The sequence below is a fragment of the Nocardia sp. NPDC004722 genome, from assembly GCF_053601505.1.
Window position 1 is genome coordinate 1 of the sequence record NZ_JBSGBY010000249.1, and the last position, 11,539, is coordinate 11,539.

Genomic DNA, 11,539 nt, shown 5'->3' on the forward strand with positions numbered 1-11,539 from the left:
GCTGCGCGGGGTGCTGGTGCGGCTGGGGGTGTTCGCCGCGGTCATGGGGGTGCTGCTGGCGGTCGTGATCACCGCGATCACGCGCCCGGTCGGCGGCCGGACCGACGGGTACAGCGCCGAATTCACCGATGCCAGCGGGTTGAAGGCCGGTGACGACGTGCGCATGTTCGGGGTGCAGGTCGGCAAGGTCTCGGGCATCGAATTGCGGGGCACACGGGCGCGGGTGCGGTTCACGGTGCGGTCCGAGCGGCCGATCTACTCCGCCAGCATGCTCGCCATCCGCTATCAATCCCTCACCGGGCAGCGGTATATCGATGTCCGGCAACCGGATTCCCCCGGGACCCGGCTGTCGCCCGGCAGCGCCATCGACGTGGGCCAGACCGTGCCGTCCTTCGACATCACCCAGCTGTTCAACGGCCTACAGCCGGTATTGCAGGAGTTCTCCCCCGGCGCGCTCAACAAGTTCGCCGAGAGCGTGCTCGCGGTCATCCAGGGCGACGGCACCGGAATCGGGCCCGCCCTGGACGCTTTCGAGAAGCTCAGCCGTTATGTGACCGACCGGCAGACGGTGCTCAGCGCCATCGTGTCCAATCTGCGGTCGATCTCCGATCAGGTCGGCGGCAAGTCCCCGTATCTGATCACCCTGCTCAAAGGGCTGGCGGATGTGTTCACGGTGTTCCAGGACAAGGTGGACGGGCTGTTGCAGCTGGCCGCCGTCACCCCGTCCACGCTCGCGCCGCTCAACAGCATCATGTCGATTCTCGGGCTCACGGTCTTCGACAATCCGAGCCTGGACAAGGATTTCCGGCTGCTGTTCCCCGATCCGCAGGCGGCATTGGATCTGCTCGGCACGCTGCCGGGGCTGTTGCAGTCGATGAACAATCTGCTGCCGCCCGCCGATGTACCTCCCGGTCAATTGCAGCTGTCGTGTTCCAAGGGGCAGGCCCCGCTGCCCGATCCGCTGTCGATTCTCATTTCCGGCCAGAGGATCTCGATATGCAATGGCTGACATCCCGCACCGATCGGGACCTGCGGTTCGGCCTCTACGGCGCGGCCGCGCTGGTGGTGCTGCTCGTCGCGGTCGGCGTGCTGTACGCGCTGCCGATCGGCAAGACCACCTATACCGCGGATCTGACCGAGGGCCGCTCCGTGCACGCCGGTGACGAGGTCCGCATTGCCGGGGTGCACGTCGGGAGCGTGAAATCGCTACGGCTGCTGCCGGATCGGGTGCGGATGACCTTCACCGTCAGCGACAATGTCGTGCTCGGCGATCAGACCACCCTGGAAGTCCGCATGCTGACCGTGGTCGGCGGCCACTATGTGGCGGCGTTCCCGGCCGGGGACAAGCCGCTCGGCCGGTCGGTGATCGCGCCGGACCGGGTTCGCCTGCCCTACAGCCTGATTCGCACCCTGCAGGACGCCGCCACCCCGGTCGCCCAGGTCGACGGCGACACGCTGCGCAAGAACCTGGCGGCACTGGAGGGTTCGCTGACCGGCAGCCCGGACGCGTTGCGCCGCATCGGCAATGCGACCCAGACCATCGTCGGCATTCTGGACCGCCAGAACGCGGAGGTCTCGCGCGCGCTCACGGTGACCGACGAATTCCTCACGGCGATAGACCAGAACAAGTCGCTGCTGGGCACCTTCGTGCGCAAGATCGGACTGCTCGAGACCGAGGGGCTGGGTCAGGCGGCGGCGATCAAGGAGGCGCTGCGGGTGGCGGGTGAGCTGCTGGCGCGCATCGCCGGACTCGAACCGACTTGGCGAACCCAGCTGGAACCGCTGGTGGACAAGCTGCTCGAAGCGCTGCCGCAACTGAAGGATCTGGGTGCGCGGCTCGACACGCTGGTGGCGAACCTCACCGGGCTGCAATTGCGGTTGAAACAGGATGTGACACCCGCGAGCGGGATCGTCGTGGACCAGTCGGCGGTCACCATCTGCGTCCCGGTCCCCGGCCGGGGGTGCTGATGAAACGCGTACTGGCCTCGCAGGGTTTCCTCACCGCCGTCGGTGTGACGACAGCGGTGCTCATCGCGGTGGTGGCCTATCTGATCGCCTTCGATCCATTGAAGAAGACACAGGGCTATTGCGCGATCATGCCCGACGCCGTGGGCCTCTACCCCGGCAATCACGTCACCATGCTCGGCATCCCCGTCGGCACGGTGCGCGCGCTGCGGGCCGAAGGATCGGGTGTGCGAGTCGATTTCGAAGTGCAGGCCGACCATCCGTTGCGCGGCGAGGTCATGGCGACCACCGTCTCCGATACCCTGCTCGCCGATCGGGATCTGGAGGTGCTGGGCGACAACAAGTCCCGCACCGACTGGCACCGATCCACCTGTATCACCAAGACTTTCACGCCCAAGAGCATCACCGAGACGCTGCGCGCCTTCACCGGGCTCGCCGATCAGCTCAACGGCTCCGGCGATCCGGCCGAGAGCACCCGGGTGCGCGACGCGGTCGCCGCCTTCGAGCAGGCCACCGACAACACCGGCCAGCAGCTCAATCAGCTCATCAAGGATCTCGGCACCGCGCTGCGGCAGCCCGACGCCGCCATCGGACATCTCGGTGACCTCATCGACGCGTTCGCCTCACTGGCCGCGAGCGTGTCGGCCAACTGGGCCGACATCAAGCACACCCTCACCGATTTCGCGCCGGGCCTGACCCTGGTCAACGAGGTGTGGGCCAGCGCCGTGCAGCTGTTGAACGGGCTGCTGGTGGATTTCCCCATGTTCAACAATATTTCGCGCAAGTACGGGCACGAGATCCTCGACGGGCTCGACGAGATCATCCCGTATCTGAAACTGCTGTCGGCGAATATCGGCACGCTCAAGAAGATCATCGACATGATCCCGTCGCTGGCCGACGCCTTCCAGCAGGCCGTCGATCCGGACACCGGCCAGGTCCGGATCACCTACGCCGCACCGAAGGTCGCGTTGCCGCAGGACCTGGCCGATCGGGTGTGCGCGGTGGTCGACGCGACGGTGCCGGGGCATTGCCGCGGCGACGGCGGGCTGGCCTCGGTGAATCTCGTTCCTCTCGTGCTCGGATTGGCAGGTGCGCGATGAGACTCTCGACGCTTCGACTCCGCTGCGCCGCAGTCGCATTCGGCCTGGCCGTCGCCGTGACCGGCTGCGCGTTGGACCCGGCCAAGGTGCCCATGCCCGGTGCGACCGTCTCGGGCCCCACCTATCCGGTCACCATCGAGTTCACCAATGCCCTGAATCTGCCCGCGCAGGCGAAGGTGGTCGCCAACGGCGCCAAGATCGGCAGCCTGCGCTCGGTGCGGGTGATCGATCCGTCTGCGGCCGGACCGGGCCGGGTCGAGGCGGTGGTGGAGATCTCCGCCTCGGTGCGGTTGCCCGCCACCACCTTCGCGCAGCTGCACCAGAACACCATTCTGGGCGACATATTCATCGGGTTGACCACGCCCGCAACGGGTTTCGACCAGACCATCTCCCCGGGCGGAGTGATCCCGCTGGCGCGGACCAAGGCGCCGTTGCAGGTGGAGGATCTGCTGGCCGGGCTGTCGCAGTTCATCGGCGGGGGTGCGCTGCACCAGGTGCAGCAGATCATCGACCAGTCCAATGCGGTGCTGCCCGAGCAGCCCGCCGACACCGCGCGCATCTTCGGCACGCTGGGCCGCGATGTGGAGGACGTCAGCGGCAATCTGGATACCGTCGACCGCTTCCTCGACGGCATCCAGGCCGATCTCGGCGCGATACTGGACAATCCGCGTCAGCTCGCCGAACTGCTGGGCCCGCGTGGGTCCGTCGAGATTCCCGCCGACGCCAACTCGCTCATCCAAACCCTCGGCGTGGTCGGCAATCTCAGCATCATCGCCCAGGCGATCCGCTGGCTCGGGCCGCTGCTCACCGCCGGTGAGGCCACCGCGAAAGCGTTCGTGCCGTTGCTGTTCGGGTCCAACCCGCTGGATCTGAGCGCGCCGTCGAACCTGAATCGGTTCGTGGCGCTGGTGCGCGACAAGGTGGTGCCCTTCGCCGCCGCACCCCAGGTGAACATCACCGGGGTGACCGTGGAGGGCGCCCCGCCGCTGGCCGGTGACCCGCAGGTCGATGCCGTCGCCCGGGCGCTGCGCATGATCGGAGTGGTGCGGTGAGGCCGAATTCCCTTCTCTCACTGGGCAGCATCCTCGTCATCCTGATCGCGGGCAGCCTCTATCTGGGTTTCGGGGTGGCCGGGGTCGGCTGGTTCCGCCACGACCTGCGCGTCACCCTGTCGATGCCGGAATCCGGTGGGCTGCTGCCGCGGTCGAAGGTGCTGCTGTCGGGCATCGAGGTCGGGCGGGTGACGGCCGTCCGGCATGTCGGGCGGGGCGTGCGGGTGGATTTCCGGGTGGACGCGAAATACCGCATCCCGGTGGGCAGTCCGGCCCGCATCGAGGACTTGTCCGCGCTCGGCGAGCCCTCGCTGGACTTCCGGCCCGCCGGTGACGCGGGACCGTATCTGCGCGACGGCCAGACCGTGCAGGCCGACCAGGTCACCCGGCCGCTGTCGGTCCCGGAGGTCGCCAAGACGCTGACCGCCCTGCTGCGGCAGGTGGATCCGGCCGCGCTGACCTCCATCGTGGACACCTTCACCCGCGCGCTGGCCGGGACCGAGCAGATCGTGCCGCAACTCTCGCACTCCACCGATCTGCTGGCCGCCACCCTGATGAGCCGCACCGACGCCCTGCGCCGACTGCTGACCGCGTTGCAGGACCACGCCACCGACATGTCCTGGGCGGGACCGGCATTGGTGGACGCGGCCGGACCGTGGGCGGACTTCGGGCCGCGCGTCGCCGACGTGGCCGAGGCCATCGCCCGGGTCATCCGGGTCGGCGATGTGCCGGGCGACTATCTCGTGGACACCCCGGACACCATCGGGCTGGTGCCGCTGCTCAATCAGCTCACCACCCGGTTGCACGAGCTGGGACCGGCTCTCGCACCGTTCATTCCGCTGTTCCAGCCCTTGGCCACCGCGGGCGTCGACGCCGCGGGCAAGCTCGACCTCGGCGCGCTCCTCGCGCAGGCCGTGCACACCACCAGCCCCGACGGGACGCTGCGCGTGCAGATCTCGGTGAAGTAGCCGCCACACGAAAGACTGGGAGTAGCAATGGAAAAGGACGCGGACACCGAACAAACCGCCGAATCCGCCGACACCGCAGCGCCTGTCGCGCGTACCCGTCCCCAACCGCGCACGGTGTCGCTGTCATTGTCGTCGATCGGCTGGACGGCCGCGGTCGCGATCCTGGCGATCGCGGTGATGACGCTGGCCGGTTTCCTGATCGCCGCCCGCCGCGACCTCTCCCACCGCGACGCCCGCTCCGCCGACGACCGGCACGCCGAACAGGTCGCCACCGATTACGCGGTCGGCGCGTCCACGGTCAATTTCGCCGACTTCAATTCCTGGGTGGGCCGGTTGAAGGCCAATACCGCGCCCGCCCTGGCCACCAAGTTCGACACCTCCGCGCCGAAGCTGCAGGAGATCCTGACTCCCCTGAAATGGACCTCCACCGCCACGCCGATCACCGCCAAGGTGATGTCGGAATCCGCGGGCGTCTACAAGGTGAACGTCTTCATCAATGTCACCTCCACCAATGCCCAGAACCCCGACGGCGCGCAGACCACGGTCACCTACAACGTGACCGTGGACAGCGGTTCCGACTGGAAGGTAACCGACGTCGGCGGCATGGACGGTGCGCTCCCCCTCAAATAATTCGATCTTCTGAACGTTCGAGCGCGCTGTCTCGTGGTATCAGTCCAGGTGAGACCCCCTGCTCACCCGAGATACCCGACTCGGAGATGTGTCATGCACCTGTTGACCGCGCCGACGCGCCCCCGGACCGAACCCGCCACGGTCGGCGGGGTCGTGCTGGGTCTGTTCCGCATTCTCATCGGCATTTCCTTCGCCCTGCACGGCTGTTCCGAACTGTTCGGCAAGCCCGTCCACGCCTACGGCCACCTCCCGGCACTGTTCGCCTGGCCGCACTGGTGGGCGGGCGTCATCGAACTGGTGGCCGGGGCCGCGGTGGCCCTGGGCCTGGGCACCCGGCTGGCCGCGCTGCTCTGCTCGGGCGCGATGGCCTACGCGTTCCTGACCGTGCATCTGAAACACGGCATCCTGCCGATCGTCAACGGCGGTGAACCGGCGGCCCTGTTCTGCTGGTCTTTCTTCCTGATCGCCGTCCTGGGACCCGGCGCGTTCGCGCTCGACACATTGCTGTCGACACGCGGCCGGTCGCGCGGGCAGACGCGACCGGCCGACGATGCAGCCCTTCCCAATTGAAGGGGGGCCGCCCTTACGGATTGAAGGGGATCGGGGTGCCCGCGGGGACGCAGGGCGCGGGGTCGGGCTCGCCGTAGAGCCGCGACAGCGCGACCTTCAGCGGGCCGAACAGCAGCGTCTCGAGGTCATTGCGGCCGGGGGTGGTGAAGCAGTAGCTGGGCCCGGCCGCACCCTGGGGTGAGACTTCGGCAGCGGTGGACTCGGAGAGGTTGGCGTCCGGGCTGGTGGCCCGGGCGCAGGCGTCGGCGGACTTCTGAATGTTGCAGTCGAGCCAGTCGACGGCGAAATGGGTTGAGGCGGCCCAGGATCCCACGGCGCGCGGGGTGGCGAAGTCGATGTTCGAGGTGTCGCCGTGGCTGCCGCCCTTCAACACCAGGAATTGCAGGGGCGCGTCACCGCGAGCATTGCGGCGCACCCAGTCGTACCAGGACTTGCCGCCCAGCGGCCCGTCGGTGGGATCGAATCCGATGTGTGCGCCGCCGATATCGATGTCGTTGACCGGGAAGACGCCGCCGTCGGTGACGCCGGGGATGTCGGTGTCGGCGGTCTGGATCTGGGTCGGCACATTGCCGAAGCTGGGTTCGAAGCCCGACATCAGCACCGCCGCAGCGGGTTTCGGCAGCGGCCGACCGTCCATGCCCTGCCCCTGGCCGATGTCGTAGAGGTAGTGGCTGGTGGCGATGGAGCCCATGGACTGCGCCATCAGGCCGATCCGGTCGGTGTCGACGATATCCAGCACCGGGTTGCGGTCGTTGTCGCCCGCGGGCGCGTAGGCCGGGTCGTAGCGCTGGCCGAGGCGCGGAATGTGCACGGTATTCCAGAAACCGACCAGGCTGGAGGTGTCCCCGAGCACGGTCTGGGTATCGGACGACGGCAGGATGTCGTCGCCGACCACCCAGCGCACCACATCCTCGACATCCCGGCACGGACCCGACGCGAAGCAGTGCGGAGTGTTGTACGGGACAACCTGATCCAGCACGGTGCCGTCGCTCGCGCCCTGCCCGGCCTCGTCGTAGGTGAGTCCGATGTAGCCGTGCCGGACCGCCGTCATCGTGTAGGCGTAGTAGGAGGACTGCGGCACCGCCGCGCCATTGGTGAACACGGTCATCGGGAACTTGTGGCCGGGCGCGGGATGGATCGCGTCATCGGGCAGCCACAGGGTCGCCGCCAGACGCAGGCCCCGCGCGTTCACGATCTGAATCTTGCGAGCCTCCCCCAGTTTGAAGTCCGCGCCCGGGGTGTCACCGGAAACGCAGTCGCCGCTACGAGTTTCGTAGAGCACGGTGTCGTCGGGCTGAATGCAGGGGTAGCGGAACGCACCCGTCAGGCCGACATTGCCGGGGCTGCTGGTGAGCGAGTCGCCGTCGAGGGTGTTGTCGGCGGGATCGCCGAAGACGCCGCTGTGACTCCAGTTCGGCAGGAACAGCCGGTTGGCCGGGAGCGGTTGTGCGCCGAGCACGGTCGGGAACTGCCGGACCGACTCGTCGATGACCTTCTCGATATTGTCGCGGAGCTTCTGCTGCCCGTCCGGACCCTGGTACTGCGCGGGATCCAGCATGGGGGCCAGGTCGGCGAAGGCCCGGCCCGGGAGGCTGGTCAGATGGGCGATCCAGTACTGCCATTCGGCGGGCTGCGCCCAGTCGTGCTGGTAGCCCTGCAGCAGCATGGCCATGTTCTGCAGGATGTAGGCCGGGTCCACGGTGTCCGTGGTGGCCGGTGCCGTCGCGGCGGGCTCGGGCGGTTCGGCGGCGGCGGGCGCGGTGGCGCAGCCCGCCAGGCCGGAAGCACAGCCCAGCAGGCCGACGGCGAATATCGCTGTGGCGCAGCGAATCCGAGCCCGGGTCGAAACGTTCACGATGGATCCTCCCTCTTTCTCCGCAGTGCATCAGACAGTGAAATCCACGAGGTGCACCGCACGCGAGGGCGTGATCAGCCAAGTTGTTGTCGTTATCAGCCGCACGGAATCTGACGTTTTATGTCAACCACCTGTCTTCCGGCGAACTGCCGCCAATGTGTCTGAGCCAATTTAATCCGAGGGAGACCCGGATCACAGTCGATCCGGGTCGCGATCGAGGTGAAGCAGGAGGTCCGGGTGCGTAGAGCCCGTCGTATTCGTGGTCTGGCAGCGCTGCCGGCGGTGGCGCTGCTGACGCTGGGCGGGCTGGCGGCCGCCCCCGCGCAGGCCGACGCCTATCCGGGGCCGCAACCGCCGGACCCGTCGTACGTGTTCACCGAGATCGGGCAGCTGTTCACGGGCACCTTCGTCGACGCGCTGACCCCCGGGCAGCTCCAATACTTCGTGCAGGCGGGCATTCTCGACACGGCGGGGCGACTGTCCGAGCCGTTCGTGGATCTGACCAAACCGGAGACCTGGCACACCCCGCAGGGCGCGTCGGGCGCCGCGGCGGCGGCGCAGAAGTTCTGGGACGCGCTGACCCACGTCGCGCCGTTCGGGCTCGGGCTGCCGACCCATCCGGCCTACGTTCCCGACTGGAATCACAACGGGCGCTTCGGTGTCGCGGACGCCGAGGACGCGCTGCACGACGACGATTACGACGATCCGGCCTACGCGCAGGCGCAGTACCGGCTGCCGTGCAACAACCCCGACGGCACGGTGTGGTTCGAGACCGAGGACGGCAGCTGCGCCCCGGCCGAGTCGGGCGCGGCGTTCAAGGTGGCCACGGTCAAGAAGTTCCGCATCGTGAACGCGCGCGGAATCTCTTTGGCGGGCAAGGCGTTCTTCCCCGCCGGGGTCGACCCGGATCACCCCGATACCAAGAAGTACCCGGTGACCATCGGCTTCCCGGGTGCGTCGGAGCATCAGAGCGATGTGGGCATGTACGCGATGGGCGCGGCCCGCAATGGGTTCATCAGCTTCACTTTCGCCCAGGCCGGACAGCCGGCCAGTGACGGCAACGCGCTGGACCTGCTGACTCCGCTGCTGGCGTCGTGGGGTTGTTTCGCGCCGGGTTCGTGCCTGGACGCCCAGGACGTGACGCGCTGGGTGGCGGGCCAGGACATCACGGCCATCAGCGATCTGAACAACGAGGTCGGAAACCTGCTGCGCCTGCAGAATCCGCGCCTGGTCCGGATCAATCCGGCGTATGCGCCCGAGGGCGAGAACCAGCGCAATCCGTGGCTGGATCTGCTGGATCTCGACCACATCAACCTGTGGGGCCAGTCGGTCGGCTCGATCGGCATGTCGTCGTATCTGCGCTGGCAGGATCAGGGTCACGGCTACGACGGGCGGCCGATCCCCCGGGTCGACTCGTTCGTCGGGATGTCCGGGTTCACGCAGGCTCCCGCGTCGGCGGCGGTGCAGTTCCAGACCGCTGACTTCGATATCCCGGGGCTGAACGAGAACGGGCTCATCATCGCGAATCCGATCCTCTCGGCGACCGACGGTCCGATCGGCACCAAGGACCTCTACGACTTCGAGCGCCGCGACCCGCGCAGCACCTCCCCGATGATGACGGTCACCTACGAGGGCGGCAGCCACGGCGACTCCATCAACTGGCTGGGCGTGCCGCACAACGCGAAATCGCCTGCGCTGTCGGTGCATTACGCCATGGCGTGGTTCAACTGTTACGGCCGCGCCGACACCGACCAGGCGGCGTGCGACGCGTTGAGCACGCCGATCGACGGCCTGTCGCGGGCGGTGGCCACCGAGTACGCGCCGCAGGGCCACGACGGTCCGAGCCTGTGCGTGACCGTCCCCGACCGCGCCACCCTCGAGCAGGTGCTGCGGCCGCAGATCTTCCTCCAGAACCTCACCTCCAGCCCCGGCTGGCACGACTGCATCCCGCAGTGACGCCGGATTCTCCAGGAAAGCAACACATGTCGATACACAAGACGCTGCTCACCACCGGCGCGTTGGCGGCCTCGCTGGCGCTGGCCGGGCTGAGCGTTCCGGGCGTGGTGAGCGCCGCCCCGGACGGCGGGTCCAGCCTCACCGGGTCCAGCGGACCGGATCCGGTGTTCGAGGATTCGGTCGAGTACTACGCGGGCGGGCTGGGTGCCGGGTACGGATCCCAGACCATGGCCACCGGTGACTTCTTCCACGACGGCAATCAGTCGGTGGCCGCGACGGGGGTGGCGGGCGGGGTCGCCATCCTGCGCGGCGACGGGCACGGCACACTGCGCCGAACCCAGTTCATTCCCACCGAGATCGGTGCGAACGCCGTGGTGGCGGGCGATCTGCGCGGCACCGGGAATCTGGACCTGGTGGTGAGCAACCAGCTCAGTATCACGGTGCTGTTCAATGACGGCAGCGGAAACTTCACCGTCGACCGGGTGTATTCACGCGACCCGAATCCGAATGTCACCTATCGCACGGGTGGATTGCCGGTGGGTGTGGAGCTCGGCGATTTCAACCACACGGGGCATCTGGACATCGCCTTCAACAATCTGGTGCCGGTGCCCGGCGCGATCGGTGTCATGCACAATGACGGCACCGGTCATTTCGCCGAACCACAGTGGCTGGCAGCGGGTTTGCTGCGTTCCACGGTGCTGGTCGCCGATGTCGACAATGACGGCTACGACGACATCATCACCGGGGATCTGGGCACCACCGGGTTCTGGGTGCTGATCAACGATCGGCACGGCGGCTTCCTGCCGCCGCGCTGGAATCTGCTGCCGCTGCCGGATGAGGATCTCAAGGCCGTCGATATGGACGGCGACGGCAATGTCGATGTCATCTCCGCGAATGTCGCGGCGTTCAGCTTCTCGGTCATGTACGGCGACGGCCACGGCAATTTCGGGCCGCCGCAGCTGACCTTCGGGCCGATCGCCCCGTGTGCTGTCGCGATCGGCGATTTCACCGGCAGCGGGCGCAAGGATATCGCTGCCCTGCAATATGTTCCGTCGACGGCGATGGTCTACCGCAACAACGGCGACCGCACCTTCAGCTATGTCGAGCAGCACAGCATCGGGCTCGGCGCGCAGGCCGGCCAGGCCGCGCACCTGGACAACGACCGCCACGACGACATCATCTCCATGAGCATGCTGTCGGAGTCCGTGGCCGTGCTGCGCAACCGCATTCCACTCAATCCCGGTGAAGGACAACAGGATCGATGAAGAACATGATCACGGCCGGACTGGCGGTGACCGGCAGCGCGCTGGCGATGAGCGCCGCGCTCGGCACCCCCGCGGCCGACGCGGTGGAGCCGATGCTGTCGTGGGGCACCAGCTTCGGCGGCACCAGCATCAACCACCTCACCACGGCACCGGCCGGAGCGGTGTTCGACGGTGACAT

11 protein-coding genes are annotated in these 11,539 nt (G+C 67.6%); 10 read left to right on the plus strand and 1 reads right to left on the minus strand.

The window, feature by feature from the left end; all coding sequences use genetic code 11:
- Nucleotide 1: 1 nt before the first annotated feature.
- The 7 genes from ACWELQ_RS23445 (at nt 2) to ACWELQ_RS23475 (ending at nt 6,285) form a co-directional block, all read left to right on the plus strand.
- Nucleotides 2-1,009, plus strand: a complete 1,008-nt coding sequence (locus ACWELQ_RS23445; RefSeq protein WP_452399188.1) for an MlaD family protein — start codon at nt 2-4, stop codon at nt 1,007-1,009.
- Nucleotides 997-1,968, plus strand: a complete 972-nt coding sequence (locus ACWELQ_RS23450) for an MlaD family protein (protein WP_452399189.1) — start codon at nt 997-999, stop codon at nt 1,966-1,968. The genes ACWELQ_RS23445 and ACWELQ_RS23450 overlap by 13 nt, the downstream gene beginning before the upstream one ends.
- Entirely contained in the window at nt 1,968-3,065 is a 1,098-nt protein-coding gene (locus ACWELQ_RS23455; protein WP_452399190.1) for an MlaD family protein, read from the plus strand. The genes ACWELQ_RS23450 and ACWELQ_RS23455 overlap by 1 nt, the downstream gene beginning before the upstream one ends.
- Nucleotides 3,062-4,117, plus strand: a complete 1,056-nt coding sequence (locus ACWELQ_RS23460; protein ID WP_452399191.1) for an MlaD family protein — start codon at nt 3,062-3,064, stop codon at nt 4,115-4,117. Before ACWELQ_RS23455 ends, ACWELQ_RS23460 begins: the two co-directional genes overlap by 4 nt.
- Nucleotides 4,114-5,085 (plus strand): MlaD family protein, encoded by a 972-nt coding sequence (locus ACWELQ_RS23465; protein ID WP_452399192.1) that lies wholly within the window; start codon nt 4,114-4,116, stop codon nt 5,083-5,085. Before ACWELQ_RS23460 ends, ACWELQ_RS23465 begins: the two co-directional genes overlap by 4 nt.
- Nucleotides 5,086-5,112: 27 nt before the next feature.
- The gene (locus tag ACWELQ_RS23470; protein ID WP_452399193.1) at nt 5,113-5,715 is read left to right on the plus strand and encodes a hypothetical protein; all 603 of its coding nucleotides are present in this window, start codon (nt 5,113-5,115) and stop codon (nt 5,713-5,715) included.
- A gap of 93 nt (nt 5,716-5,808) precedes the next feature.
- Nucleotides 5,809-6,285 carry a DoxX family protein gene (locus ACWELQ_RS23475; protein ID WP_452399194.1) on the plus strand — a complete coding sequence of 159 codons (477 nt, stop codon included), beginning with the start codon at nt 5,809-5,811 and terminating at the stop codon, nt 6,283-6,285.
- 13 nt (nt 6,286-6,298) lie between these two features.
- On the opposite strand, the gene ACWELQ_RS23480 is transcribed toward ACWELQ_RS23475, so the two are convergent.
- The gene (locus ACWELQ_RS23480; RefSeq protein WP_452399195.1) at nt 6,299-8,140 is read right to left on the minus strand and encodes a hypothetical protein; all 1,842 of its coding nucleotides are present in this window, start codon (nt 8,138-8,140) and stop codon (nt 6,299-6,301) included.
- A gap of 237 nt (nt 8,141-8,377) precedes the next feature.
- Between ACWELQ_RS23480 and ACWELQ_RS23485 the strand changes: the two genes are divergently transcribed.
- The 3 genes from ACWELQ_RS23485 to ACWELQ_RS23495 form a co-directional block, all read left to right on the plus strand.
- Entirely contained in the window at nt 8,378-10,096 is a 1,719-nt protein-coding gene (locus ACWELQ_RS23485; protein ID WP_452399196.1) for a hypothetical protein, read from the plus strand.
- Nucleotides 10,097-10,122: 26 nt separating this feature from the next.
- Nucleotides 10,123-11,361 carry an FG-GAP repeat domain-containing protein gene (locus tag ACWELQ_RS23490; RefSeq protein ID WP_452399197.1) on the plus strand — a complete coding sequence of 413 codons (1,239 nt, stop codon included), beginning with the start codon at nt 10,123-10,125 and terminating at the stop codon, nt 11,359-11,361.
- Nucleotides 11,358-11,539 (plus strand): hypothetical protein (locus tag ACWELQ_RS23495; RefSeq protein WP_452399198.1); only part of this gene is annotated, 182 nt, incomplete at its 3' end. The genes ACWELQ_RS23490 and ACWELQ_RS23495, both read left to right, overlap by 4 nt.

Bases quoted from the DNA above. Each gene is read 5' to 3' on its own strand.
- ACWELQ_RS23450 (WP_452399189.1), top strand. From the start codon at position 997: ATGCAATGGCTGACATCCCGCACCGATCGGGACCTGCGGTTCGGCCTC.
- ACWELQ_RS23455 (WP_452399190.1), top strand. From the start codon at position 1,968: ATGAAACGCGTACTGGCCTCGCAGGGTTTCCTCACCGCCGTCGGTGTG.
- ACWELQ_RS23460 (WP_452399191.1), top strand. From the start codon at position 3,062: ATGAGACTCTCGACGCTTCGACTCCGCTGCGCCGCAGTCGCATTCGGC.
- ACWELQ_RS23470 (WP_452399193.1), top strand. From the start codon at position 5,113: ATGGAAAAGGACGCGGACACCGAACAAACCGCCGAATCCGCCGACACC.
- ACWELQ_RS23475 (WP_452399194.1), top strand. From the start codon at position 5,809: ATGCACCTGTTGACCGCGCCGACGCGCCCCCGGACCGAACCCGCCACG.
- ACWELQ_RS23490 (WP_452399197.1), top strand. From the start codon at position 10,123: ATGTCGATACACAAGACGCTGCTCACCACCGGCGCGTTGGCGGCCTCG.